The sequence below is a fragment of the Pseudomonas sp. B16120 genome (genome assembly GCF_044218845.1).
GTDB classification, from domain to species: domain Bacteria; phylum Pseudomonadota; class Gammaproteobacteria; order Pseudomonadales; family Pseudomonadaceae; genus Aquipseudomonas; species Aquipseudomonas paracarnis.
Window position 1 is genome coordinate 5,449,272 of sequence record NZ_CP162588.1, and the last position, 26,494, is coordinate 5,475,765.

General features: G+C 61.4%; 25 protein-coding genes. 10 read left to right on the plus strand and 15 right to left on the minus strand.

What is annotated here, in order from left to right; translation table 11 throughout:
* Positions 1–19: 19 nt before the first annotated feature.
* Together AB4P90_RS25460 and AB4P90_RS25465 are read right to left on the minus strand one after the other, a co-directional pair.
* On the minus strand, positions 20–2,074 hold the full coding sequence (locus AB4P90_RS25460; protein WP_014720070.1) for an NAD(P)-binding protein: 2,055 nt from the start codon (positions 2,072–2,074) through the stop codon (positions 20–22).
* Between the two features lie 223 nt (positions 2,075–2,297).
* Positions 2,298–2,624: a DUF1820 family protein gene (locus AB4P90_RS25465; RefSeq protein ID WP_003215457.1), complete on the minus strand. Its 327-nt coding sequence runs from the start codon at positions 2,622–2,624 to the stop codon at positions 2,298–2,300.
* Positions 2,625–2,754: 130 nt separating this feature from the next.
* Here AB4P90_RS25465 and miaB point away from each other — a divergent pair, with 130 nt between their 5' ends.
* The 5 genes from miaB to lnt all read left to right on the plus strand — a co-directional run bounded on the left by miaB (position 2,755) and on the right by lnt (position 8,183).
* Positions 2,755–4,083 carry a tRNA (N6-isopentenyl adenosine(37)-C2)-methylthiotransferase MiaB gene (gene miaB, locus AB4P90_RS25470; RefSeq protein WP_014720071.1) on the plus strand — a complete coding sequence of 443 codons (1,329 nt, stop codon included), beginning with the start codon at positions 2,755–2,757 and terminating at the stop codon, positions 4,081–4,083.
* A gap of 230 nt (positions 4,084–4,313) precedes the next feature.
* The gene (locus AB4P90_RS25475; RefSeq protein WP_019818064.1) at positions 4,314–5,318 is read left to right on the plus strand and encodes a PhoH family protein; all 1,005 of its coding nucleotides are present in this window, start codon (positions 4,314–4,316) and stop codon (positions 5,316–5,318) included.
* Positions 5,311–5,769: an rRNA maturation RNase YbeY gene (gene ybeY / locus AB4P90_RS25480; protein WP_020301949.1), complete on the plus strand. Its 459-nt coding sequence runs from the start codon at positions 5,311–5,313 to the stop codon at positions 5,767–5,769. Before AB4P90_RS25475 ends, ybeY begins: the two co-directional genes overlap by 8 nt.
* 42 nt (positions 5,770–5,811) lie before the next feature.
* Positions 5,812–6,651 (plus strand): HlyC/CorC family transporter, encoded by an 840-nt coding sequence (locus AB4P90_RS25485; protein WP_003194444.1) that lies wholly within the window; start codon positions 5,812–5,814, stop codon positions 6,649–6,651.
* Between the two features lie 8 nt (positions 6,652–6,659).
* Positions 6,660–8,183, plus strand: coding sequence for an apolipoprotein N-acyltransferase (lnt, locus tag AB4P90_RS25490; protein WP_395605466.1), 1,524 nt, complete (start codon positions 6,660–6,662; stop codon positions 8,181–8,183).
* 112 nt (positions 8,184–8,295) lie between these two features.
* On the opposite strand, the gene AB4P90_RS25495 is transcribed toward lnt, so the two are convergent.
* A complete protein-coding gene (locus tag AB4P90_RS25495) occupies positions 8,296–9,057 on the minus strand; it encodes a YdcF family protein (protein ID WP_020301950.1) in 762 nt (253 codons plus the stop codon).
* A 97-nt stretch (positions 9,058–9,154) separates the two neighbouring features.
* Positions 9,155–9,460, minus strand: coding sequence for a hypothetical protein (locus AB4P90_RS25500; protein WP_020301951.1), 306 nt, complete (start codon positions 9,458–9,460; stop codon positions 9,155–9,157).
* Between the two features lie 261 nt (positions 9,461–9,721).
* Between AB4P90_RS25500 and leuS the strand changes: the two genes are divergently transcribed.
* From leuS to AB4P90_RS25525, 5 genes are all read left to right on the plus strand, one after another.
* Complete coding sequence (gene leuS / locus AB4P90_RS25505) at positions 9,722–12,328, plus strand: leucine--tRNA ligase (protein WP_032904148.1); 2,607 nt, start codon at positions 9,722–9,724, stop codon at positions 12,326–12,328.
* An 88-nt stretch (positions 12,329–12,416) separates the two neighbouring features.
* A complete protein-coding gene (gene lptE / locus AB4P90_RS25510; protein WP_014720078.1) occupies positions 12,417–13,022 on the plus strand; it encodes an LPS assembly lipoprotein LptE in 606 nt (201 codons plus the stop codon).
* Between the two features lie 39 nt (positions 13,023–13,061).
* Positions 13,062–14,099 carry a DNA polymerase III subunit delta gene (gene holA / locus AB4P90_RS25515; protein WP_003194456.1) on the plus strand — a complete coding sequence of 346 codons (1,038 nt, stop codon included), beginning with the start codon at positions 13,062–13,064 and terminating at the stop codon, positions 14,097–14,099.
* 173 nt (positions 14,100–14,272) lie between these two features.
* Positions 14,273–14,437, plus strand: a complete 165-nt coding sequence (gene arfA, locus AB4P90_RS25520) for an alternative ribosome rescue factor ArfA (RefSeq protein ID WP_003176285.1) — start codon at positions 14,273–14,275, stop codon at positions 14,435–14,437.
* Positions 14,438–14,498: 61 nt separating this feature from the next.
* The gene (locus AB4P90_RS25525; protein WP_003194458.1) at positions 14,499–15,824 is read left to right on the plus strand and encodes a lytic murein transglycosylase; all 1,326 of its coding nucleotides are present in this window, start codon (positions 14,499–14,501) and stop codon (positions 15,822–15,824) included.
* A 115-nt stretch (positions 15,825–15,939) separates the two neighbouring features.
* Here the strand turns inward: AB4P90_RS25525 and AB4P90_RS25530 are convergent, their stop codons facing one another.
* The 11 genes from AB4P90_RS25530 to rsfS form a co-directional block, all read right to left on the minus strand.
* Positions 15,940–16,860 carry an LD-carboxypeptidase gene (locus AB4P90_RS25530; protein ID WP_020301953.1) on the minus strand — a complete coding sequence of 307 codons (921 nt, stop codon included), beginning with the start codon at positions 16,858–16,860 and terminating at the stop codon, positions 15,940–15,942.
* Positions 16,861–17,013: 153 nt separating this feature from the next.
* Entirely contained in the window at positions 17,014–18,015 is a 1,002-nt protein-coding gene (lipA, locus tag AB4P90_RS25535; protein ID WP_161793230.1) for a lipoyl synthase, read from the minus strand.
* 25 nt (positions 18,016–18,040) lie between these two features.
* Entirely contained in the window at positions 18,041–18,688 is a 648-nt protein-coding gene (gene lipB, locus AB4P90_RS25540; protein WP_014720082.1) for a lipoyl(octanoyl) transferase LipB, read from the minus strand.
* Positions 18,688–18,969, minus strand: coding sequence for a DUF493 domain-containing protein (locus tag AB4P90_RS25545; RefSeq protein ID WP_005791752.1), 282 nt, complete (start codon positions 18,967–18,969; stop codon positions 18,688–18,690). The genes lipB and AB4P90_RS25545 overlap by 1 nt, the downstream gene beginning before the upstream one ends.
* Positions 18,970–19,054: 85 nt before the next feature.
* Positions 19,055–20,212 (minus strand): D-alanyl-D-alanine carboxypeptidase family protein, encoded by a 1,158-nt coding sequence (locus AB4P90_RS25550; protein ID WP_014720083.1) that lies wholly within the window; start codon positions 20,210–20,212, stop codon positions 19,055–19,057.
* A gap of 180 nt (positions 20,213–20,392) precedes the next feature.
* The gene (locus tag AB4P90_RS25555; RefSeq protein WP_014720084.1) at positions 20,393–21,397 is read right to left on the minus strand and encodes a septal ring lytic transglycosylase RlpA family protein; all 1,005 of its coding nucleotides are present in this window, start codon (positions 21,395–21,397) and stop codon (positions 20,393–20,395) included.
* Positions 21,397–22,407, minus strand: coding sequence for a lytic murein transglycosylase B (gene mltB / locus AB4P90_RS25560; RefSeq protein WP_020301955.1), 1,011 nt, complete (start codon positions 22,405–22,407; stop codon positions 21,397–21,399). The genes AB4P90_RS25555 and mltB overlap by 1 nt, the downstream gene beginning before the upstream one ends.
* A gap of 17 nt (positions 22,408–22,424) precedes the next feature.
* Positions 22,425–23,528 (minus strand): rod shape-determining protein RodA, encoded by a 1,104-nt coding sequence (rodA, locus tag AB4P90_RS25565; protein ID WP_044268991.1) that lies wholly within the window; start codon positions 23,526–23,528, stop codon positions 22,425–22,427.
* Positions 23,529–23,559: 31 nt separating this feature from the next.
* Positions 23,560–25,458, minus strand: coding sequence for a penicillin-binding protein 2 (gene mrdA, locus AB4P90_RS25570; protein WP_014720086.1), 1,899 nt, complete (start codon positions 25,456–25,458; stop codon positions 23,560–23,562).
* A gap of 15 nt (positions 25,459–25,473) precedes the next feature.
* Entirely contained in the window at positions 25,474–25,941 is a 468-nt protein-coding gene (gene rlmH / locus AB4P90_RS25575) for a 23S rRNA (pseudouridine(1915)-N(3))-methyltransferase RlmH (protein ID WP_003176297.1), read from the minus strand.
* 9 nt (positions 25,942–25,950) lie between these two features.
* On the minus strand, positions 25,951–26,445 hold the full coding sequence (rsfS, locus tag AB4P90_RS25580) for a ribosome silencing factor (RefSeq protein ID WP_003176298.1): 495 nt from the start codon (positions 26,443–26,445) through the stop codon (positions 25,951–25,953).
* Between the last annotated feature and the right edge of the window lie 49 nt (positions 26,446–26,494).

Below are 26,494 nucleotides of genomic sequence, written 5' to 3' on the forward strand. Positions count from 1 at the left end.
GCTTGAACAGTCGGACTGACTACACCTCGATAAATGGAATTTCCCGCCGCACTATCAGCGAGCCTTCGGGCGCATCGAACTCACGTGCGATGCGATGACCTGAATACACCGCCGCCGCAATGGTGCCCGGCGCCACACAGTCGCCGATCAGCGTCAGCGTTCGGATGCCTGCCGCCTGTAACTGTTCGGGTGAGTTGTTCAAGGCCTGATACAGCGCCTGCTCAGGCTCCCGGGAAGTGACCAGCAGCAAGGCTGCAGCTGGGATCAACCGCGTACGTTCGGTGTAGATGCAACCCGCTACCACACCCTCTGGCTTAACGCTGACCAGCGTATGGGACGGTATGATCGTGACATTCAACTGCATCAGACGACGCTGAATGCGGTGCTGCTCGAGAGTGTTATGGGTCCAGGCCGCCACGTCCGCCGCAGGGGTGACGAATATCACCTCCACACCCCGCGCCACCAGGTGTTCGGCCAGCACGCTGCCCATGTAATAGTGATCGTCATCGAACAGCAGCACCGGCGAAGTGGGCAACACCCCCGCCATCAGGTCATCAGGCGTCAGCACGGGCAGGCTCTCCAGGCCCGTTAAGGGGCAGCGCAAGGCGCGTCCCAAGCCATCCCGCCGCCAATGGGAACCCGTAGCGATGAACACATGCTCGGCGGCGAAATCCAGCACATCCTGGGCCTGCAAGGGGCTTTCCCGATAGATCTCGACTGACGGCATGCGGCTCAACGCATCCAGTCGATAGTCAATCACCCGTGCCCAACTCGCCAGCCCCGGCAGCCGGGCTTCCAACGCTACACGCCCGCCTAGGGTGCGCAGGCTGTCGACCAGGGCCACTTCCATCCCTCGCGCACCTAGGATCCGTGCACACTCAAGCCCGGATGGCCCGGCGCCGACCACCAGCGCCCGGCCGGGTTGCTGCGTACGCTTGACCGACTCGGGGTGCCAGCCACGCCGCCACTCCTCGCCCATGGTCGGGTTCTGTGTACAGCGCAGGGGCGTGCTGGTGTGGTCGCCACTGACACATACATTGCAGCCGATGCATTCGCGAATTTCCTCGGCGCGCCCCTCTTCAATCTTCTTGGGCAAGAACGGATCGGCAATCGAAGGGCGGGCCGCCCCGATCAGGTCCAGTACGCCACGGCGAACCAAAGACACCATGGTGTCCGGCGAAGTGAAGCGGCCGACGCCCACCACGGGCTTGCTGGTCAGCGCCTTGAGCCCCAGCAGGAAGGCCTCTTGGTAACCCTCCCCGGCAAAGCGCGCCGTCACGCTGTCATTGGACCAATCGGCGACATTGACGTCCCACATGTCCGGCAGGTCCGCCAGCATCGAGAAGATTTCGGCACCTTCGCCCTCGCGGCTGAGGCCGTCGGCCATTTGCTCATCCACCGCCAGGCGGACCGCTACGGCACACCGATCACCCACTGCGTCGCGAGTGTCTTCAATCAACTCGCGCAACAGGCGCACACGGTTTTTCAGCGTACCGCCGTATTCGTCGGTACGCCGGTTATTGCGTGGCGTGAGGAAATGGAACGGCACGCTCAGGTCGTGGCCGGCGTACACATAGATGATGTCGAAACCCGCCTCCCGGGCGCGCAATGCGGCGGCTCGATGCAGGGCGCGCAATTGCCGGATATCGGCATGGCTCATGGCCCGAGCCTGCACCGGGTCGTAACTGCGCACCGGGGTATTGGAAGGCGCCCAGGGAATTTCGCGACTGTAGCGGTTGGGCGCCGAGTAACCATTGAATGCCAGCTCTACCCCGGCCAACGCCCCGTGACGGTGTACCCCCTCACACATGCGCGCCAGTGCAGGAATATCGCGTTCATCCCAAAGACGCGCTTCTATATAAGGGGAGAACTCGCTCAGCGGGCTGATTTCGCATTCTTCCGTGCACACCACGCCCCAGCCGCCCTCGGCTTTCACTGCGCGCATGCGCGCCATCGCCGAGGGGTGCACGTGGCCCATGCCATTACAGTGCGGAACTTGATAAAAGCGATTGCGGGTACGCACCGGGCCAATTTGCACCGGTTCAAACAGAATGTCATAGCGAGGATCGCGCACAGGGCTACTCCCGAACAGGTCAGTTCGTTAATGACGACGTGATGGAACTTGGCGCTAATGAGTGGCGTGATTAAACGCAGTCGAACGGGGGAAACTTCGAGGTTTTCTTATTATTGGTATATTCATGATGCCCTCTCTGAATAAACAAAATTTGCTATCTTTCAAACAAAATGTCTATCCATTGAGAGGCAGTTTCGGAAACGCCCTACAAATTAATTGCAGATCACTTCTCAGGCATCGGCATCGGAAACGGCATCACATTGCTCATGCCCCGAGCCTCACTGATCTTCGGCGTCCCCAGGCGCTCGACTTCATCGATGCGCACAATCGAATGCATCGGCACAAAGCTGCGCACCACACCTTCGAACTGGGCCTTGAGCTTTTCTTCGCCCGGATCGACCACCAACTGGGTGCGCTCGCCAAAGACGAACTCTTCCACCTCCAGGAAGCCCCACAGATCACTTTGATAGATCTGCTTGGCGTACATTTCGAACACCTGGCCCTGGTTGAGGAAAATCACCTTATAGATTGGAGCTTCACGTTTGGTCATGGTGGGCGAACAACACATGGGGATATAAAAGAGGGCGCGAACTATAGCATGGCACCCGATGCACAGCGCTAGGAACCAATGGGCATGCCCCCTATAATGCGCGGTTCTTTACCACCAGTTGACGATTCCCATGGCCAAGAAGCTTTACATCGAAACCCACGGTTGCCAGATGAACGAGTACGACAGCTCGCGCATGGTCGACTTGCTGGGCGAACACCAGGCCCTGGAAGTCACTGCCCGCGCCGAAGATGCCGACGTGATCCTGCTCAATACCTGCTCGATCCGCGAGCGGGCCCAGGACCGTGTGTATTCGCAGCTGGGCCGCTGGCGCGAATTGAAACTGGCCAACCCGGACATGGTGATCGCCGTCGGCGGGTGCGTGGCCAGCCAGGAAGGCGCTGCGATCCGCGACCGCGCGCCCTATGTCGATGTGGTGTTCGGCCCGCAAACCCTGCACCGCTTGCCCGAGATGATCGACGCCGCACGCATCACCAAGCTGCCGCAGGTTGACGTGTCGTTCCCCGAAATCGAAAAATTTGATCATCTGCCCGAACCGCGCATCGATGGGCCGAGCGCCTATGTGTCGGTGATGGAAGGCTGCAGCAAGTACTGCACCTTCTGCGTGGTGCCTTACACCCGCGGCGAAGAAGTCAGCCGGCCGTTTGACGATGTGCTATCGGAAATCATCCACCTGGCTGAAAACGGCGTGCGCGAAGTGACCCTGCTGGGCCAGAACGTCAACGGCTACCGTGGCCAGACCGATGATGGCCGCCTGGCCGACCTGGCGGAATTGATCCGCGTGGTCGCCGCTGTCGATGGCATCGAGCGTATCCGCTACACCACCTCCCACCCGCTGGAGTTCTCCGACAGCCTGATCCAGGCCCACGCCGAAGTGCCAGAGCTGGTCAAGCACCTGCACTTGCCGGTGCAATCGGGTTCGGACCGCATTCTGTCGGCGATGAAGCGCAACCACACCGCGCTGGAATACAAATCCAAATTGCGCAAACTGCGCGCTGCCGTGCCGGGCATCTGCATCAGTTCGGACTTTATCGTCGGCTTCCCGGGCGAAACCGAGAAAGACTTCCAGCAGACCATGAAGCTGATCGAGGACGTCGGTTTCGACTTCTCCTACTCGTTCGTCTACAGCCAGCGCCCGGGCACCCCGGCTGCCGACCTGCTGGATGAAACCCCGGAAGCGTTGAAAAAAGAGCGTTTGAACGCGCTGCAACATCGCCTCAATCAGCAGGGCTTTGAAATCAGCCGACAAATGGTCGGTTCGATCCAGCGCATTCTGGTCACCGATTATTCGAAGAAAGACCCGGGTGAATTGCAGGGGCGTACCGAGAACAACCGAATCGTCAACTTCCGCTGCGACAATCCCACGCTGATCGGCCAGTTTGCCGATGTGCACATTGATGCGGCGCAGCCACACTCGTTGCGTGGCTCGTTGATCAACTGATCTCGCTGACCGGATGAAGATCAAAATGTGGAAGCTGGCTTGCCTGCGATAGCGATGTATCAGTGCCCTATGTGCCAACTGACCCACCGCTATCGCAGGCAAGCCAGCTCCCACAGGGGTTCTTCAGGGTTATCGAGAGTGGGGCCAAGCTATTTAAGTGCTTTCGCACACCGGCGCCTGGCGTTATTCTCTCTCTCACCTCATCAGCCAAAGGGCGGCTAAAAGCAACCTTGAACGCACCCATAGCAGAACCCCATCGCTTTATCCTCGAGCCGTTTGAGGCTCGCCGTTTCGCCAACCTGTGCGGACAGTTCGACGAGCACCTGCGCCTGATCGAACAACGCCTGAGCATCGAGATCCGCAACCGCGGCAATCAGTTCGAGCTCATTGGTGAACCTCAACACACCACGTCTGCAGAAAACCTGTTGCGCCGCCTCTACCGCGAAACCAAGGGTAGCGAGCTGTCGCCGGAGACCGTGCACCTGTACCTGCAGGAATCGGCTGTGGAAGACCTGGCCAATAACCCGGTGGCCGAAGCCAGCGTGGCCTTGCGTACCAAAAAAGGCATGATTCGCCCCCGCGGCTTGAATCAGCAGAAGTACGTCAAGGAAATCCTCGGCAACGACATCAACTTCGGCATCGGCCCGGCCGGTACCGGCAAGACCTACCTGGCGGTGGCCTGCGCTGTCGATGCCCTGGAGCGCGAGCAAGTGCGGCGCATCCTGCTGGTGCGCCCAGCGGTCGAGGCCGGCGAAAAGCTCGGTTTCCTGCCCGGCGACCTGGCCCAGAAGATCGACCCGTACCTGCGCCCGCTCTACGACGCGCTGTACGAAATGCTCGGCTTTGAATACGTGGCCAAGCTGATCGAGCGCCAGGTGATCGAGATCGCACCACTGGCCTACATGCGTGGCCGCACCTTGAACAACAGCTTCATCATCCTCGACGAAAGCCAGAACACCACCGTCGAGCAGATGAAGATGTTCCTCACCCGTATCGGTTTCGGCTCCACTGCCGTGATCACGGGCGACATCACCCAGGTCGACCTGCCCAAGGGCACCAAGTCGGGCCTGGGCCAGGTGATCGAGGTGCTCAAGGACGTGCCGGGTATCAGCTTCACGCACTTCATGCCCAAGGACGTGGTGCGCCATCCGCTGGTGCAGCGCATTGTCGAAGCCTATGAGCGTTTCGAACACCGCGACGACGCGCCCGCCAAGGACGCTCGCCACGATGCTTGAGCTCGACCTGCAGCTGGCCACCGACGCGCCCGCCCCCAGCGAAGCCCAGTTCCGCCAATGGTGTGAACTGGCTTTGCGCCAGCGCACCGCTGACTCGGAGCTGACCATTCGTCTGGTGGACGAGGCCGAAGGCCGTGAGCTGAACCGCACCTGGCGCCAGAAAGACTACGCGACCAACGTGCTGTCCTTCCCCGCCGACGTGCCCGACGAATTGCTGGATATCCCGCTGCTGGGCGACCTGGTGATCTGCGTCGCGGTGGTCGAACGCGAAGCGGCCGAACAAGGCAAGGAACTTGAGGCCCATTGGGCCCATCTAGTCATCCACGGCTGCTTGCATCTCTTGGGTTACGACCATATAGACGATGACGAAGCCGAGGAAATGGAAGCGCTGGAACGAACGTTGCTTGCAGAGCTGGGTCACCGCGACCCGTACGCAGACGACGAAAACTGATCAACACTCAACTGTCATATCAAAGGATTTAGAGTAATCGCTATGAGCGAAGACCGATCGAGCAACGGGCAGAAGTCATGGCTGGGTAAACTGACCCAGGCTTTTGCCCACGAGCCGAAAAACCGCCAGGAGCTCTTGGAGCTGCTGCGCGATGCACACCAAAACAAATTGCTGGACAGCGAAGCGCTGGCCATCGTCGAGGGCGCCATCCAGGTGGCTGACCTGCAAGTACGCGACATCATGGTCCCGCGCTCGCAGATGATCAGCATCAAGGCGACCCAGACCCCACGGGAATTCCTCCCGGCCGTGATCGACTCGGCGCATTCGCGCTACCCGGTGATCGGTGAAAGCCATGACGACGTCATGGGCGTCCTGCTGGCCAAGGACTTGCTGCCGTTGATCCTCAAGGAGAACGGCGACAGCTTCAACATCAAGGACCTGCTGCGCCCGGCCACCTTCGTGCCCGAGTCCAAGCGCCTGAATGTGCTGCTGCGCGAGTTCCGCGCCAACCACAATCACATGGCCATTGTGATTGACGAATACGGCGGCGTGGCCGGCCTGGTCACCATCGAAGACGTGCTGGAGCAGATCGTCGGCGACATCGAAGACGAGCACGACGTCGAAGAAGACAGCTACATCAAGCCGCTGCCCAGCGGTGATTTCCTGATCAAGGCGCTGACGCCGATCGAGAACTTCAACGAGTTTTTCGACAGCGAGTTCTCGGACGATGAGTTCGACACCGTCGGCGGCCTGGTGATGAGTGCGTTCGGGCATTTGCCCAAGCGTAATGAAACCACCGAGATCGGTGCGTATCGCTTCCGCATCCTCAATGCCGATAGCCGTCGTATCCATCTGATCCGTTTGACACCTATCGCCCGCTAAGGACTGACATGCGCCGTATGATCGCACCCGGCTGGCCCGGTAACTTGCTGGCCGTGGTGGCCGGCGCCATCACAACCCTGGCGCTGGCGCCGTTCGATATCTGGCCGTTGGCGCTGGTAGCGGTCGGCCTGTTCTATATCGGCCTGCGGGAGCTGACACCCCGCCAAGCCCTGGCCCGTGGCTGGTGTTTCGGCTTCGGCCTGTTTGGCGCCGGCACCAGTTGGATCTACTACAGCATCCACCACTTCGGCGGCGCTTCGGTGCTGCTGGCGGGGTTCCTGATGCTGCTGTTCACCGCCGCCATCGCCTGGTTCTTTGCCCTGCCCGCCTGGTTATGGGCACGCTGGTTGCGCCGTAACGAAGCACCACTGGCGGATGCATTGACGTTCGCCGCGTTGTGGGTCGGCCAGGAAGCCTTTCGTGGCTGGTTCCTTACCGGTTTCCCGTGGTTGTACTCCGGTTACAGTCAACTCGATGGGCCTTTGACCGGCCTCGCGCCATTGGGTGGGATGTGGCTGATTTCCTTCGCCCTCGCACTCACCGCCGCATTGCTGTGCAACCTGCCGCGTCTGCTGGCCAGCAAGCGCAATGCCTTCATCGGCGCGGGCCTGTTATTGCTGGTTGCACCTTGGGCCATTGGCCTGGCGCTCAAGCATCACGCCTGGACGTCGCCGTCTGGCGCGCCCCTGAGCGTGGCCGCGATTCAGGGCAACGTCGAGCAAAGCATGAAGTGGGACCCCGACCAGCTCAATGCACAGTTGGCGCTGTACCGCGACATGAGCCTGAGTTCCCAGCGCGTCGACCTGCTGGTCTGGCCGGAAACTGCCGTGCCGGTGCTCAAGGAGTCCGTGGAGGGCTACCTGGGCATGATGGGCAAGTTTGCCGCCGACCGGGACAGTGCGTTGATCACCGGGGTACCGATTCGCCAGGAAGTGCACCACCAGAAGCGCTATTTCAACGGCATCACCGTGGTGGGTGAAGGTGACGGCACCTACCTCAAGCAGAAACTGGTGCCGTTTGGCGAGTACGTGCCGTTGCAGGACTTGTTGCGCGGGCTGATCGCCTTTTTCGACCTGCCCATGTCCGACTTCGCCCGCGGCCCTTCTGACCAGGCCATGCTGCAGGCCAAGGGTTATCAGATTGCGCCGTTCATTTGCTATGAAGTGGTGTACCCCGAATTCGCCGCCGGCCTGTCGGCCCAGAGCGACCTGCTGCTGACCATCAGCAACGACACCTGGTTTGGCCGCTCCATCGGCCCGCTGCAGCACCTGCAAATGGCGCAGATGCGTGCCCTGGAAGCTGGCCGCTGGATGATCCGCGCCACCAACAACGGCGTGACCGGGCTGATCAATCCGTTTGGGCAGATCACCGCGCAGATCCCGCAATTCGAGCGTGGCATTCTCTATGGAGAGGTGGTGCCGATGCATAACCTCACGCCGTACCTGCAATGGCGTTCGTGGCCGTTGATCATTGTGTGCCTGGCATTGTTTGGCTGGGCTCTGCTGGCTGCACGAATGTCCAAAACGCTCTGACCTGTGGGAGCTGGCTTGCCTGCGATGGCGGTGTATCAGTGCCCTAAGTGCTCACTGACCCACCGCCATCGCAGGCAAGCCAGCTCCCACATTTTGATCTCCTGTGTTGCGCCTACCGGTAAAACAACCGATACCCCACCTGCCCCACCGCTTCATTGATCAACTGCCCGCTTTGCCACACCGCCTTGACCTCCGGCATCCAGCCACCCAGCGGTCGGCCATGGTCCACACCCAAAAAGCCCACCGGCCCCGGCACCACGGTGAAGCCGGCCTTTTCAAAACTCCACACCGAACGCGGCATGTGCCAGGCCTGGGTCACCACTACCACACGCTTGATGCCTTGAGGCAAGAGTATCTCGGCGCTCATCTGGGCGTTTTCCCAGGTAGTGCGGCTTCGCTCTTCTTTCCAGCGTACGGTGACACCGAAGTCATCCTGCATCGACACGGCCATCAGCTCGGCCTCACTGGGCGGCGTGCCGTAGTGCAAGCCACCGCTGGTCAGCACTGGCAAACCGGATGCCTTGGCCAGCCGCGCGGCAAAACGCTCACGCTCCAGGCCAATACCGGTGGGCTGGTCGCTGCCCCAGGCAATGTCACCGCGCTCGCGCCCCGAGCCCAGCACCACAATCGCGTCGGCACGCTGGGCCAAGGTGGCCCAGTCTTCCCGGGCCAAAGGTGGTTCTGTCTCCAGGACACGGGCGCCCCACTGCACCATCACTGGCAGGCTGATCAACCACATCCCGCCCAGCCCGAGGGCAAAGCACAAGCCCGCCAGGCGTGGACGGCTGCGGCGAAACCACCAGGCACACGCCAGCAACAGCAGAAAAATACCGGGCGGCAACAACAGTTGTTTAATGAAATAACGAAAAGGCATCGGGCATCTCCAAAGATGCCCGCAGCCTAGATGCATCGGGGTTTTGCAACAATCCTTACCGACAACATTTTGATAACGCTAACGGATAACGCGTGGCTCACTTGCACCGCACGGACCGGAAGTTCTCTGGCCCGCGGCCGGTCGCCAGGTCTTTGAGCCAGATGACCTTGGCCGAATGAGCGGGCGGGGAAGCCTGCCCATGGGAGGCGCGGTCGTGATTCAACGCCAGGTAGTTCTTGATCAATTCAAGTTCCGCCTGGCTCAAGCCTCGCAACTCCAGCTCCAGAGGCCGCTCATCACGCAATCGGCCTGCGGTTCTTGCGGCATCCAATGCCCGACCCAAACGGTCGATCAATCCTTCATACAACTGCGGTTTCGTTAAAGTTCGCTGCGATTCAACCATCCCCTCACCTCATTGAAGAAATACTTGCTCCCCACTAAACAGCGTAGCCCCCGTGGCTGCGCCTGCCCGGTGCCGCGACAGACGGCCCTTGCCGCGCAATCAGGGTTTCCCTCGATAGAGTGGGGTCATGTATGCTACGGCGCTTCCTGTAACTCCACTTCCCGCAGGGTTTGGGCACGGACGCGCCGCTTCTTGGTGTCGAACAACCCGGACAGTGCACCGAAGAGGATTAGGCCACCCCTATCCAGTTCAAAAGTAGCCATGCACGAACAATATCAGCCCCGTGAAATAGAAAATGCCGCCCAAACCTTCTGGGACGAGCAAAAGTCCTTTGAAGTCAGTGAACAGCCAGGCAAGGAGACTTACTACTGCCTATCGATGTTCCCTTACCCCAGCGGCAAGCTACACATGGGGCACGTGCGCAACTACACCATCGGCGACGTGATTTCGCGCTACCAGCGCATGCTCGGCAAGAACGTGTTGCAACCTATGGGTTGGGACGCCTTCGGCATGCCGGCAGAAAACGCCGCGATGAAAAACAACGTGGCGCCCGCCAAGTGGACCTACGAAAACATCGCCTACATGAAGACCCAGCTGCGCAGCCTGGGCCTGGCGGTGGACTGGTCCCGCGAGGTCACCACCTGCAAGCCGGATTACTACCGTTGGGAACAATGGCTGTTCACGCGCCTGTTCGAAAAAGGTGTGATCTACAAAAAAAGCGGCACCGTGAACTGGGACCCGATCGACCAGACCGTACTGGCCAACGAACAGGTTATCGACGGTCGCGGCTGGCGTTCCGGCGCGCTGATCGAAAAGCGCGAAATCCCGATGTACTACTTCAAGATCACCGCCTACGCGGATGAACTGTTGTCGAGCCTCGACGATCTGCCGGGCTGGCCTGAACAGGTCAAGACCATGCAGCGCAACTGGATCGGCAAATCCAAGGGCATGGAAGTGCAGTTCCCATACAACGTCGACTCCATCGGCGAAGCGGGCGCACTCAAGGTCTTCACCACCCGCCCAGACACCCTGATGGGCGCGACCTACGTCGCCGTGGCCGCCGAACACCCGCTGGCCACCCAGGCCGCACAGAACAACCCTGAGCTGCAGGCGTTCATCGCTGAATGCAAAGGCGGCAGCGTGGCCGAAGCCGACGTCGCCACCCAGGAGAAAAAAGGCCTGCCAACCGGCCTGTTCGTCGAGCACCCGCTGACCGGCGAGAAACTGCCGGTTTGGGTCGCCAACTACGTATTGATGCACTACGGCGATGGCGCCGTCATGGCCGTGCCGGCCCACGACGAGCGCGATTTCGAATTCGCTACCAAGTATAGCCTGCCGATCAAGTCGGTCGTGCGCACCAGCTCGGGCGACACCAACCCCGCTCCGTGGCAAGACGCCTACGGCGAGCACGGCACGCTGATCAACTCCGGCGAATTCGACGGCCTGGACTTCCAGGGCGCCTTCGATGCCATGGAAGTTGCCCTGATCCAGAAAAACCTCGGTGCCTCGCGCACCCAGTTCCGCCTGCGCGACTGGGGCATCAGCCGCCAGCGCTACTGGGGCTGCCCGATCCCGATCATCCACTGCCAAACCTGCGGCGACGTGCCGGTACCGGAAGACCAACTGCCGGTCGTGTTGCCAGAAGACGTGGTGCCGGATGGCGCTGGCTCGCCGTTGGCACGCATGCCTGAGTTCTACGAGTGCAGTTGCCCTAAGTGCGGCGCACCGGCCAAGCGTGAAACCGACACCATGGACACCTTCGTGGAGTCCTCGTGGTACTACGCTCGTTATGCCTCGCCGCATTATGAAGGTGGCCTGGTGGAGAAATCCGCAGCCGACCATTGGTTGCCGGTGGATCAGTACATCGGTGGCATCGAACACGCCATCCTCCACCTGCTGTATGCGCGCTTCTTCCATAAGCTGATGCGTGACGAAGGCCTGGTGAGCTCCGATGAGCCGTTCAAGAACCTGCTGACCCAGGGCATGGTGATCGCCGACACTTACTATCGTCGCGAAGCCAATGGCGCCTACACCTGGTTCAACCCGGCGGATGTCGAGCTTGAGCGTGACAGCAAGGCCAAGGTCATCAGCGCCAAATTGAAGGCCGACGGCCTGCCGGTGGAAATCGGCGGCACCGAGAAGATGGCCAAGTCCAAGAACAACGGCGTCGACCCACAATCGATGATCGATCAGTTCGGCGCCGACACCTGCCGCCTGTTCATGATGTTCGCCTCGCCGCCTGACATGAGCGCCGAATGGTCCGACTCTGGCGTTGAAGGTTCGCACCGTTTCCTCAAGCGCGTCTGGCGCCTGGCCCACGCCCATGTCAGCCAGGGCCTGCCGGGCAAGCTGGACATCGGCGCCTTGAACGACGAGCAGAAAGCCGTGCGCCGCAGCATCCACCTGGCTATCCGCCAGGCCAGCCAGGACGTCGGGCAGAACCACAAGTTCAACACCGCCATCGCCCAGGTGATGACGCTGATGAACGTGCTGGAAAAAGCCTCGCAGGCGACCGAACAAGACCGTGCGCTGATCCAGGAAGGCCTGGAAACAGTTACCCTGTTGCTCGCGCCGATCACGCCGCACATCAGCCATGAACTGTGGAGCCGCCTGGGCCACAGCGGTGCCGTCATCGATGCCGCCTGGCCGGTGCAGGATGACAGCGCCCTGGTACAGGACACGCTGCAACTGGTCATCCAGGTTAACGGTAAACTGCGTGGCCAGATCGACATGCCGGCCAGCGCCAGCCGTGAAGAGGTTGAAGCAGCTGCACGTATCAATGAGAACGTGCTGCGCTTTACCGAAGGCCTGACCATCCGCAAGGTGATCGTGGTGCCTGGCAAACTGGTCAATATCGTCGCCAGCTAAATCGGATCAGGCGCGGGGCTTGGGCCCCACGCCGAACTAAACCTTTAGGGCCCGAGAAGGCCCACCTGGTTTCAAGGGGAGCAACAAAATGATCAAACGCAATCTGCTGGTTATGGGCCTTGCCGTGCTGTTGAGCGCTTGCGGCTTCCAGCTGCGCGGCACCGGCACCAATGAGCTGTCGCTCAAGGAACTCGACGTCAGCGCCCGCAACGCCTACGGCGAAACCGTCACCCAGCTGCGCCAGACCCTGGAAAACAGCGGTGTGCACGTGTACAACGGCGCGACCTACAAACTGATCCTGACGGATGAGCGCGAAACCCAGCGCAATATCAGCTACGCGAGTGCTGGCCGTGCGTCCGACGTCGAGTTGAACACGGCGCTGATGTTCGAAATACAAGGCCGTGATCAGTTGCCGTTGATGGGTGACAAGATCCAGGTGCAGAAAGTGGTGAGCCACGATGGCAACAACCTGGTGGGTTCGGACTCCGAGACCATCCAGGTGCGCAAGGAAATGCGTCGTGAGCTGATCCAGCGCATGATGACTCGCCTGCAAATGCTCACTCCGGAAAAACTGGCTGAGCTGCAGCAAGTGGCCGACAACAAGGCCAAGGCTGATGCCGACGCCCTGAAAGCCGCGCAGGAATATGAAGACAACACGCCGAAACAGTCGCCTGTTGAAGTCCCTGTCGAGTAAGCCAGACGGGGCGCCCCTGGCGCCCCGTTCGCCCTGCCTATGAAACTTGCCCCCGCCCAACTCGCCAAACACCTGCAAGGTGGCCTTGCGCCTGTGTACATCGTCAGCGGCGACGACCCGCTACTGTGCCAGGAAGCGGCCGACGCTATCCGCACCGCCGCACGCCAGCAAGGTTTCGATGAACGCCAGGTGTTCAGTGCTGACGCCAGTTTCGACTGGGGCACGCTGCTGCAAGCTGGCGCGAGCATGTCGTTGTTTGCCGAAAAACGCCTGCTCGAACTGCGCCTGCCCTCGGGCAAGCCGGGCGATAAAGGCGCGGCGGCCCTGATGGAATACTGCTCGCGCCCCGCCGAAGACACTGTGCTGCTGGTCAGCCTGCCCAAGCTCGACGGCAGCGCGCAGAAAACCAAGTGGGGCAAGGCCCTGGTTGAAGGTCCACAGACTCAGTTCATCCAGATCTGGCCGGTGGACAGCAACCAGTTGCCGCAGTGGATTCGTCAGCGCCTGTCGCAATCAGGGCTGGCGGCGACACAGGATGCCGTGGAACTGATCGCCGCTCGGGTCGAGGGCAACCTGCTTGCCGCCGCCCAGGAGATCGAAAAGCTCAAGTTGATGGCTGAAGACGGGCAGATCACCGTCGAAACCGTGCAAGGCGCAGTGGCCGATAGCGCACGCTTTGATGTGTTCGGCCTGGTGGACGCCATCCTCAACGGCGAGCCCGCCCACGCCCTGCGCATGCTCGAAGGCCTGCGTGGCGAAGGAGTGGAACCGCCGGTGATTCTGTGGGCACTGGCCCGTGAGCTGCGGGTGCTGGCGAACATTGCCCTGCAATACAGCCAAGGCACACCGCTGGACAAATGCTTCAGCCAGGCCAGGCCGCCGGTGTGGGACAAACGCAAACCCCTGATGAGCAAAGCCCTGCAACGGCACTCGGCGCAACGCTGGGCGCAACTGTTACTGGAAGCGCAGCGCATCGACGCACAGATCAAAGGCCAGGCGGCCGGCTCGCCGTGGATGAGCCTGAGCCGCTTGTCGCTGTTGATGGCTGGCCAGCGCCTGGCGTTGCCTGCCGAATAACCACCTCTGTACAACGGCACAAAACCCTGTGGGAGCTGGCTTGCCTGCTCCCACATTGACTCTGCCCACTGCCTATTTGCGACATTTCCCACCTATCGACGGGCTTTACAGCCGGCCCACTTCGGCAGATGATTTGCACCGCTGCATTCCACCCTCAAGCGAGAGAATCCACCATGAGCAAAAAACCATCCAAGCATGGCCCCAACAAGGCCAAATCCATCATCGCCCAGCCCTTGTTCCGCAGCCGCCAGGAACGCGCCGGCAAAGGCAAAGGCAGCTACCGCCGCGAAGCCTTCCAGTCTAATAGCTGGGAGGCTTCTTACTTTCTGGCTGCCTGAAGGCAAGCGCCCCTCTGGCATGATAAGGTCTGTACCTGATTTGTAACCCCTGGACCTGTGCATGCCCTCTCGTCTTTCTCGTCATTGGCACCTGCGCCAATTGATCGCTGCCTCCAGCCTCATTCTGCTTGTCGCCTGCGCCGAAAAACCTACCGCTGCGGACGCTCAACCCCTGCCCAAGCTCCAGACGGCCCCGGCTATCGCGCCTGCCGTGGTGGCCCCGTTGGCGGTGGACAATCTCGATATCCAGCCGACCCAGACCTTTGCCGAATGGCAAGCTGGCTTCCGTGCGCAAGCGCTGCAGGCCGGGATCACTGCGGCCGTGTTCGATAACGCTTTTGCCGGCGTCACACCTGATATGGCGGTGATTCGCGCCGACCGCAGCCAACCGGAATTTTCCCGCCCAGTGTGGGAATACCTCGACGGAGCACTGTCGCCGGTGCGCGTGCGCAATGGCCAGGCACTGCTGGTCAAGTACGCCGATATTCTGCAAAGCATCGAGCAACGCTATGGCGTCGACCGCCAGGCGCTGGTCTCGGTGTGGGGCATGGAGAGCAACTTCGGCGCTTTCCAGGGCAATAACTCGGTGATCCGCTCCTTGGCCACCCTCGCCTATGAAGGACGTCGTCCGGCCTTTGCGCAAGCGCAGTTGCTGGCCGCGCTGCAGATCATCCAGCATGGCGATATTCAGGCCGACCAGATGAAAGGTTCCTGGGCCGGGGCGATGGGCCAGACCCAGTTCATCCCGACCACCTACAACACCCATGCCGTGGACTTCGACGGTGACGGTCGCCGCGATATCTGGAACAGCCCGTCCGACGCCCTCGCCTCCACCGCGCATTACCTGCAAAGCTCCGGTTGGCAGAAAGGCCAGCCGTGGGGCGTTGAAGTACAGCCGCTGCCGTCGGGCTTCGACTACAGCCTGGCCGATGGCGGCGTGCGCAAGACCGTGGCGCAATGGCTGCAACTGGGCATCCAACTGCCGCCTGGCGTGAGCCTGCCGGCCAATGTCGACCAGCTGTCCGCCGCCCTGCTGCTGCCGGCCGGCTACCGTGGCCCGGCGTTCCTGGTGCTGGATAACTTCCGCGCGATCCTCAAGTACAACAATTCGTCGTCCTATGCACTGGCGGTTGGCTTGCTGTCGGAGCGGTTTGGCGGTGGCGGTGTGATTCGGGGCAGTTGGCCAAAGGATGAGCTGCCGCTGAGCCGTTCGCAACGCATAGACCTGCAGACGGCGCTCAGCGCCAAAGGCTATGACGCGGGTAATGCCGACGGGATTATTGGCGCCAACACGCGCAAGGCGATTCGGGCTGCGCAGCAGGCACTGGGCTGGCCGGCGGATGGGTATCCGACGGTGAAGTTGCTGGAGTCGCTGCAGAACCGCTGAAGTGATCGCTCCCACGCTCTGCGTGGGAGCGCTGCCTTGGACGCTCCGCGTCCGCGGCTGAAGAGGGTGACGCAGAGCGTCACTGAAGGAATTCCCACGCAGAGCGTGGGAACGATCAGGCCTTGAACACTACATCCTGCTCCAACACCACACGCTGCTCCCCCGCATCCAGGCGCACCAAGGCGCCCATCGGCAATGTCAGGTTCGGGTCGCAATGCCCACTGCGCCAGCCTGCCAGCACTGGAATGCACAGCGGCTCAAAGGACTGCTTCAGCAGACGTGCCAACGCCCCGCTATCCACACCAGCCACATCCCCTACCAGCACACCGGCGACCTGGGCCAGCTTGCCAGCCAGGCGCAGGTGGGTCAGCAGACGGTCAATGCGATAGAGCGGTTCGTTGACGTCTTCGATAAACAGGATGATGCCGTCAGCGTCTATTTCGTAAGGCGTGCCCATGACCGCGGCGATCATCGACAAGTTACCCCCCAGCAAGCGCCCACAGGCCACACCTGGCTCGATTGTGGTCAACGGGTAGGGCATCGGGTGCGGCAGCACACTGCCGGCGCCCCGCTGGCCACGCAGCAGGCTGAACAAGGAGGATTCGGTGGGTGGCTGTTTGCCGCCGAGCAGGTCGGCGTTGAGCATCGGGCCATGGAACGTCACAAAGCCCGCATAGCGGTTGATGGCCAGATGCAAGGCGGTGATATCGCTGTAGCCCACGAACGGCTTCGGGTTGGCGCGCAGCAGGTCGAAGTCTAGGGCGTCGAGCAAACGGGGCGTGCCGTAACCGCCACGCAGGCAAAGGATGGCATCGATATCGGGGTTGGCGAAGGCGGCATGCAAATCACGCACGCGCACTTCATCGCTGCCGGCCAGGTAGCCGTCGTGCTCGTACACCCCGGGGAAAATGTGCAATTGGTAGCCACGGGCACGCATCCATTGCCCGGCTTTTTCAACATCCAGCGCGGCGGGGCCGGCGGGGGCGATCAGGCCGAAGGTGCCTTCGGGGCGCAGTGCAGGTACGGCGGCGGTCATCCATGGTTCTCCCTATATGACGCAGAACGAAATGTGGGAGCTGGCTTGCCTGCGATGCAAGCGCCTCGGTGTATCAGTGACACCGAGGTGATGCTATCGCAGGCAAGCCAGCTCCCACACAAGCCAGCATTTCACATTGATTCTGGGGGCGGCTTACGAAACCAGGCTCGCCTTGACCAGCTTGGCCTGCTCGTCGGCGTGGTACGAAGACCGCACCAACGGGCCCGAGGCCACGTTCTTGAAGCCCATCTTGTAGCCTTCCTCGGCGAACCAGGCGAAGGTGTCCGGGTGCACGAAGCGCTGCACCGGCAAGTGGCTGCGGGACGGTTGCAGGTACTGGCCCAGGGTCAGCATGTCGATGTCGTGTTCGCGCATGCGCTTCATGACTTCGATGACTTCTTCGTCGGTTTCACCCAGGCCCAGCATCAAGCCGGACTTGGTCGGGATGTGCGGCATCATCTGCTTGAATTTCTGCAGCAGGGTCAGCGACCACTGGTAGTCCGAACCCGGGCGTGCAGCCTTGTACAGGCGCGGCACGGTTTCCAGGTTGTGGTTGAACACATCCGGCGGCTCGGCAGCGGTGATGTCCAGGGCGACGTCCATCCGGCCACGGTAGTCCGGCACCAGGGTTTCGAGCATCACGTTCGGCGACAGCTTGCGGATCTCGCGGATGCAGTCGGCAAAATGCTGGGCACCACCGTCACGCAGGTCGTCGCGGTCTACCGAGGTGATCACCACATACTTGAGCTTCAGGTCGGCGATGGCGATGGCCAGGCTTTCTGGCTCGTTGACGTCCAACGGCTTCGGACGGCCGTGGCCGACGTCGCAGAACGGGCAGCGACGGGTGCAGATGTCACCCATGATCATGAACGTGGCGGTGCCGCCAGAGAAGCACTCGCCCAGGTTCGGGCAGGAGGCTTCTTCGCATACGCTGTGCAACTTGTGTTTGCGCAGCAGCGACTTGATACGGTCGACTTCCGGCGAAACCGGGATGCGCACGCGAATCCAGTCAGGTTTCTTCGGCAGTTCGGTGGTCGGGATGATCTTGACCGGGATGCGTGCAACCTTCTCGGCGCCGCGCAGCTTGACGCCGGCTTCCACCTTGGCACGCGGGGCCGGGGCTGGACGCTCAGTGATGTCCAGCGTCGGGATCATGGTTTGCACAACATCAGTAGTCATATCAATCGATTCCGCCCGTCAGGGTCGTCTGCTCTGCATAGTCGAGGTGTTTGACGAGCTGCGCGCGCAGCCGGGCACTTACCTCGGCAAATTCTATGGATGTTGCATGCTCACTCAACTGGGTCATCGCAAGCCCGGCGTAACCGCACGGGTTGATGCGCCGGAACGGCGCCAGGTCCATGTCCACATTCAAGGCCAGGCCATGAAAGGAACAACCGTGGCGAATGCGCAGCCCCAGGGAGGCGATTTTCGCGCCATCCACGTACACACCCGGTGCATCGGGCTTGGCCACGGCGGTCACGCCGTAACTGGCCAATAGCTCGATCAGGCACGTTTCCATGCGGCTGACCAGGTCGCGCACGCCAAACCCCAGCTTGCGCACGTCCAGTAGCAGGTAAGCCACCAGTTGACCGGGCCCATGGTAAGTCACTTGCCCCCCTCGGTCGACCTGCACCACCGGAATATCACCCGGCAGCAGCAAGTGCTCGGCCTTGCCGGCCTGACCCTGGGTGAAGACCGGCGGGTGTTCCACCAGCCAGATTTCATCCGGGGCCGAGGTGCCGCGCTCATTGGTAAAGCGCTGCATGGCATGCCAGACCGGCTCGTATGCCATCCGGCCGAGCTCGCGAAAGCCCAGGACTTGCGACATCACAGCACCATATGCACGAAGCCGGTGGCTCGCAGTTCGCTGTTGATGTTGTAGAGTTGGTCTTGATCGGTCGCAACGATGTGCAACTGGATCGTGGTGTACTTGCCGGTGGAGCTTTGGCGCTCGTCCACGCGGTTGTCGTTGATCGTCGCGTGCTTGCGCACGATTTCGAGAATCTTGTCCTTGCGGCCGACACCGGTATCGCTGATCACCTTGACGGGATAATCCGTCACAGGAAATTCGATCTTTGGCGCCTTTACTTCTACGTCTTTATCGGTCATGGCAGAACAGCCTCGTAAGCGCTAAGCCGTGGCGACGGGCAAAGCCCCGCGTTGGATCAACGCGGGGCTTTGCAGGTGCACACAATCAGTTGAACAAGCCGTAGAAGAATAGACGGATGCTATCCCATACGCGGCGGAAGATACCACCTTCCTCGACAGCGTCCAGCGCGATCAGGTCGGCGCTGTGCACCACCTTGTCGTCCAGCTTCACTTCGACCTTACCGATCACATCACCCTTGGCGATTGGCGCAACCAATTGCGGGTTCAGGGTCATGCTGGCGGCGAGCTTTTTCAGCTGGCCTTTAGGCATGGTCAGGGTCAGGTCGTCGGCCAGGCCGGCCTTGACTTGCGAAGTCGAGCCCTTCCACACCGGCGCGGTCGCCAGTTCAGCACCCTTCTGGTAGAAGGTCTGGGTTTCGAAGAAGCGGAAGCCGTAAGTCAGCAGTTTTTGCGTCTCGGCCGCACGGGCCTGCTCGCTGTTGGTGCCGAATACTACGGCGATCAGGCGCTGGCCATCACGTACGGCGGACGACACCATGCAGTAGCCGGCTTCGTCGGTGTGGCCGGTCTTCAGGCCATCGACGGTCTTGTCGCGCCACAGCAACAGGTTGCGGTTAGGCTGCTTGATGTTGTTCCAGAAGAATTCCTTCTGGGAGTAGATCGCGTAGTGCACCGGGTCAACGCGGATGATGGCGCGCGCCAGGATCGCCATGTCATGAGCCGACGAGTAGTGCTCCGGGTTCGGCAGGCCGGTCGGGTTCATGAAGTGGCTGTTGGTCATGCCCAACTCACCGGCGGTTTTGTTCATCATGTCGGCGAAGGCGTCTTCGCTGCCGGCGATGTGCTCGGCCAGGGCGACGCTGGCGTCGTTACCGGACTGGATGATGATGCCGTGCAGCAGGTCGCTCACGGTCACTTGCGAACCCACCTTGATGAACATCCGCGAACCACCGGTACGCCAGGCGTTTTCGCTGACAGTAACCGGGTCGTTTTCGCCGATCTGGCCGCGACGGATTTCCAGGGTCGCGATGTAGGCGGTCATCAGCTTGGTCAGGCTGGCAGGCGGCAGGCGTACATCACCGCCGTTTTCGACCAGCACGTTGCCACTGGCGGCGTCCATGAGGACCCACGACTTGGCGGCCAGTTGCGGGGAGGCCGGCACCATTTCAACCGCCCAGGCGGCCGGGGTGATGATCAGCGAGATAAGCAGGCACGTGCGTTTGGCTAAGGTGGTGATGTTCATCCGTCTCTCGAAATTGCTTATGGAAACTTGCCCTCGCGGGCAAAACTATTCAGACAGCCCGCTTCCAGACTGTCACGTGTTCGGTTGCCCGCTCACCCCTTGCCCCTGGGTTTTTATTGTTCAACGAGCCAACAACCAGGGCTCGGGCACGCAGACGCCCCCGAGCCATCAATGCGTTACTTATTCTGCGGTGACCACGCTAGGTTGCCCCAGGTTGGCCAGGCGTACGCTGTTCTGCACTTGCGCCACTTCGCTCGGCGAGCCGATCGGGCCCATGCGCACACGGTGCAACGTTTGCTGGTTACGCACGATGGAGCTGATGAAGACTGGCGCACTGACCATACCGCTGAGCTTGGACCTTAACAGTTCTGCCGCATCCGGGTTGGCGAAAGCGCCGACCTGCAGGTATTGCCCGCCCGCCATCGAGGCGCCCGGTGCCGCGTGAGGGACGACGACGGTATCCGGAGCATGTTGCGCCGGCGGCGGCGTCCACTGCTCGATCTTGCCGGTCGAGGCCGTCACTTGCGGTTGCGGGGTAGCCGGTTCGTTGAGCATCAACGGCGCCGGCTTGCCGCGCTGGGCCCAGTACTGCGCCGGGTCGATGCCTTCGACTTTCACCCGGGCGGTGCCGGTTTCGGCGTAGCCAAGCTTCTTGGCGGCGGCGTAGGACAGGTCGATGATCCGGTCCGAATAGAACGGCCCGCGGTCATTGACCCGCAGGATCACCGTGCGGTTGTTGTCCAGGTTGGTGACGCGAACATAGCTGGGCAGCGGCAGGGTCTTGTGGGCCGCGCTCATGCCATACAGGTCATACACTTCGCCGTTGGCGGTGTTCTGGCCATGGAACTTGGTGCCGTACCAGGACGCGGTGCCCGACTGCACGTAAGTCTTGGATTCCTGCAGCGGGAAGTAATTCTTGCCCAGCACGGTATAGGGGTTGGCCTTGTAGGGGCCGGTGTGCAGGGTCGGCGTGGCGTCCGGGATTTTCGACACATCCACATCCCACCACGGCGCGCCGTCTTTGTGCGCGCGGTTGATGTCCAGGCCCGGCTGGGCGCGCACGACCGCGCCGCCGGCCTTCTTGGCCGGCGCACGGTTAGGCGTGGTGGAGCAACTGGCTACCAACAAGGACAACGCGGCGAACGCCACCAGCTTGAGCGGTTTTTTGAACGGCGATACCCGCATTACTTGTTGCCCCGTGCTTGAACCAGCTCATCTGACAGCTGATGCACGGCCATGGCGTACATCACACTGCGGTTATAACGCGTGATTGCGTAGAAATTCTTCAGGCCCATCCAGTATTCAGGGCCATTTGCGCCTTCCAGGCGGAATGCCGTCACCGGCATGTCGTCGCGTGGCGCATTCTGACTCGACCAGCCCAGCGCTCGCAACTCCCCGACGGTCTTGACCGGTTCGATACCTTGGGTCAGGCCCTCGTCGGCGTGCTCGCCCGCGACATCGGCGCGGATAACCACCGGCTCGCCGCCCACCCAGCCGTGGCGCTTGAAGTAGCTGGCCACGCTGCCGATGGCATCGTCGGGGTTGCTCCAGATATTGATGTGCCCGTCACCGTCGAAATCCACCGCGTAGGCCCGAAAGCTGCTCGGCATGAACTGCGGCAAGCCCATCGCCCCGGCGTAGGAGCCCTTGAGGCTCAGCGGGTCGACCTGCTCTTCGCGGGCCAGCAACAGGAATTCGCGCAGTTCCTTGCGGAAGAATTCGGCACGGGGCGGGTAATCGAAGCCCAGGGTCGACAAGGCGTCGATCACCCGGTAGCTGCCGGTATTGCGCCCGTAAAAGGTTTCGATGCCGATGATCGAGACGATCACCTGCGCCGGCACGCCGTACTCTTGCTCGGCGCGGGCCAGTACCGCCTCGTGCTGGCGCCAGAAATCCACGCCGCGGGCGATGCGTGCATCAGTGAGGAACATCGGGCGATAGTCCTTCCACTGCTTGACGCGTTCGGCGGGCCGGGAAATGGCGTCGAGGATCGCCTGCTTTTTCTGGGCTTCGCGGAACACGCCCATCAGTTGCTCACCGGCAAAACCGTAGTCGCGGGTCAGCTCACCGACAAATTCGGCAACCTGGGGAGAGCCATCGTAGTCACCGGCCTGCGCCTCTTGCGTTGCCCCCAGCAGCCCGATCAGGCCCATCCAGGTCGCATGCCGAGTCGCCCAGCCGCGCATTACTTGCATTGACATCTTCACCTTATTCAAACCTGTGCGATCCACTTGCGATGCGTATGAATCGACATCAAAACCCCAAACGCTGACAGCAATGTCACCAGCGAAGTTCCGCCGTAGCTAATGAATGGCAACGGCACCCCAACCACCGGCAGCAGGCCACTGACCATACCGATGTTGACGAAAACGTAAACAAAAAAAGTCATGGTCAGGCTGCCGGCGAGCAATTTGCCGAACAGCGTCTGCGCCTGGGCCGTGATCACCAGGCCGCGACCAATCAACAGCAGATAGATCAGCAACAATGCGCAAATGCCCACCAGGCCGAACTCTTCGCCCATCACCGCGATGATGAAGTCGGTATGGCTCTCGGGCAAGAAGTCCAGGTGAGACTGGGTGCCCAGCAACCACCCCTTGCCAAATACCCCGCCGGAACCGATGGCCGCCTTGGATTGGATGATGTTCCAGCCGGTGCCCAGCGGGTCGCTCTCCGGGTCGAGGAACGTCAGGATCCGTTGCTTCTGGTAGTCGTGCATAAAGAAGAACCACATGGCCACCGCCACGGGCACGGCGGCGGCCAGCACGCTGAGGATCCAGCGCCAGCGCAATCCGCCCATGAACAGTACGAACGCGCCACCGGCGAGGATCAGCAACGAGGTGCCAAGGTCCGGCTGGCGCACGATCAGCACAAAGGGTACGCCAATCAGGATCAGGCTGATCGCCACGTGCTTGAGCTGCGGCGGCAAGGTGCGCTTGGACAGGTACCAGGCAATAGTGGCCGGCATCAGGATCTTCATGAATTCCGACGGCTGGAAGCGAATCACCCCGGGGATGTTGATCCAGCGTGTGGCCCCCATGGCGTTGTGGCCCATGACGTCCACCACCACCAGCAGCAACACGCCGGCGACATACCCCAAGGGCACCCAGCGTGCCATGAAGCGCGGCTCCAACTGGGCGATCACCACCATCGACAGCAGGCCCAGGCCAAACGAGGACGCCTGCTTGATCAGCAAGTCCCAGTTCTTGCCGCTGGCCGAATACAGTACAAAAAGGCTGCCGGCCGCCAGGGTCAGCAGCAGGATCAGCAAGGGGCCATCAATGTGCATGCGTTGCAGCAACGTCGCACGGCGACGCATCACATCTTCGCTGGAGAGGATGCGGTCAAAATTACTCTTCACGGGCCGTAACCTCGGGGCTTGAAGGGGGGCCGCCATACTCGGGCTTGAGCCGGCCATCGTCGGCCAGCAGCCAGGCGTCCATCACCTGGCGTACCACTGGGGCCGCGACGCCGGAGCCGGACTCGCCGTTCTCGACCATCACTGCCACCACGATTTTCGGGTCTTCCGCCGGCGCAAAGCCGACAAACAAGGCGTGGTCGCGGTGGCGCTCCTGCACCTTGGAGCGGTCATACTTTTCGCCCTGCTTGATTGCGACCACCTGGGCCGTACCACTCTTGCCGGCAATGCGGTACTGCGCGCCGACCGCCGCCTTGCGCGCGGTGCCGCGAGCGCCGTGCATCACCTGCTGCATGCCGTGGTTGACCTTGGTCCAGTCGGACGGGTCACGCAGCACGATGTCCGGAATCGGGTTGTCGTCCACCGGCTTTTCGCCTTCGATGGTCCTGGCCAGATGCGGTCGGTTCCACACGCCTTTGTTCGCCACCAGCGCCGTGGCCTGGGCCAGTTGCAGCGGAGTGGCTTGCATATAGCCCTGGCCGATACCGAGGATCAGGGTTTCGCCAGGGAACCACGCCTGGCGGCGGGTCGCACGCTTCCACTCCCGCGATGGCATCAGGCCAGGGGATTCTTCGAACATGTCCAAGGAGACTTTCTGACCGAGGCCGAACTTGCCCATGTAGGCAGATAGCCGATCAATCCCCAGCTTGTGGGCCAGGTCGTAAAAATAGGTGTCGTTGGAGCGCATAATCGCGGTGTCCAAATCGACATAGCCGTCACCGGAGCGGTTCCAGTTACGATACTTGTGGTCGTAGTTGGGCAGCATGTAGTAGCCAGGGTCGTACACCCGGCTTGAGGCCGTGACCACGCCAGCATCCAGGCCGGCAATCGCCACCGCCGGCTTGATGGTCGAGCCCGGTGGGTACAGGCCGCGCAACACACGGTTGAACAGTGGCCGGTCGATGGAGTCACGCAGCTCGGCGTAGGCCTTGAAGCTGATGCCCGTCACAAACGGGTTGGGGTCGAAGCTGGGCTGGCTGACCATCGCCAGCACTTCGCCAGTCTTCGGGTCCAGCGCCACTACGGCACCTCGCCGACCGCCCAAGGCCATCTCGGCAGCTTCCTGCAACTTGATGTCCAGGCTCAGGACAATATCCTTGCCCGGTACCGGATCGGTGCGCTTGAGCACGCGCAATACGCGGCCACGCGCATTGGTCTCGACTTCCTCGTTACCTACCTGGCCATGCAACTCGGCCTCGTAGAAACGCTCGATGCCGGTTTTGCCGATATGGTGGGTGCCGCTGTAGTTGATCGGGTCGAGGGTTTTCAGCTCTTTCTCGTTGATCCGCCCCATGTAGCCAACGGAGTGGGCAAAGTGCGGCCCTTGCGGGTAATGCCGCACCAACTGCGCCACCACTTCCACACCCGGCAGGCGGAACTGGTTCACCGCAATCCGGGCGATCTGCTCTTCGGTCAGCTCGAACAGGATCGGCACCGGCTCGAACGGCCGGCGCCCCTGCCGCATGCGCTTCTCGAAGACGGCCCGGTCTTCCGGCGTCAGTTGCAGCACCTCGACGATGACATCAAGGACCTGCTTCCAATCGCCGGAGCGTTCACGGGTCATGCTCAGGCTGAAGCTGGGCCGGTTATCGGCAACCACTACGCCATTGCGGTCGAAGATCAGCCCACGGGTCGGCGGAATCGGCTGCACATGCACCCGGTTGTTTTCCGACAGTGTGGAGTGATAGTCGTACTGGATCACCTGGAGGAAATACAGCCGCGCAATCAGCACGCACATCAGCACCACCACCAAGACAGCACCGAACACCACCCGCGCGCGTACCAGACGTGCGTCTTTCTCGTGGTCCTTGATGCGGATCGGTTGGGTCATCGGGGGCGGCGCAGACTATTTGTGGTAAGGGTGCCCGGACAGGACTGTCCAGGCGCGATACAGCTGTTCACCGATCAGAATCCTTACCAACGGGTGCGGCAACGTCAGCGCCGACAGCGACCAGCGCTGATCGGCCCGCGCACAGACTTCCGGCGCCAGCCCTTCCGGGCCGCCGACCATGAAATTGACCGTGCGCGAATCCAGGCGCCAGCGATCCAGTTCCACCGCCAGTTGCTCGGTGCTCCAGGGCTTGCCGTGCACTTCAAGGGTGACGATGCGCTCATTGGGGCCGACCTTGGCCAGCATGGCTTCGCCTTCCTGACGGATAAAGCGCGCCACGTCGGCGTTCTTGCCCCGGGTATTGAGCGGTATTTCCACCAGCTCAAGCGACAGCTCAGCGGGCAGACGCTTGGCATATTCGTGCCAGCCTTCTTCCACCCACTTGGGCATGCGTGAACCGACAGCGATCAGACGCAGGCGCACAGCCGTTCCTTATTCCTGGTCTTTGTTGAGCTTGTCGAAGTGCGCGTGGCCCACTTCCGGGCTGTGGTGCTTGCCATCGGCAGCACGGCTCTGCTCGGCGCCTTTCCACAGACGCTCCAGGTCGTAGAACTGGCGAGCGTTGGAGGTCATCATGTGAACGATCACATCGTCCATGTCCAGCAGCACCCAGTCGCTGTCGCCCTTGCCTTCTTCACCCAGTGGCTTGACGCCCTGGGCTTTGACGGCTTCGCGAACCTTGTCCAGCATCGCGCCGATCTGGCGGTTGGAGGTACCGGTAGCGATGATCATGAAGTCGGTGATGCTCTGCTTGTCGCGCACGTCCAGCACCTGGATGTCCTGGGCTTTAACGTCTTCCAGGGCAGCCACGGCGACTTTCACCAGCTCTTCGCCAGCCAGTTCCGGGCCAACATGGGCTTCAACCGGCAGCGGCGCGCTTTTGAAGGTGCCTTTGCGCTTAACTTTGCTTACGTCTTTGTTCGTCATATAAAACTCGTTTTGCTCGTATGTTCGGGCGCTTGCTGCACGGTTCGTG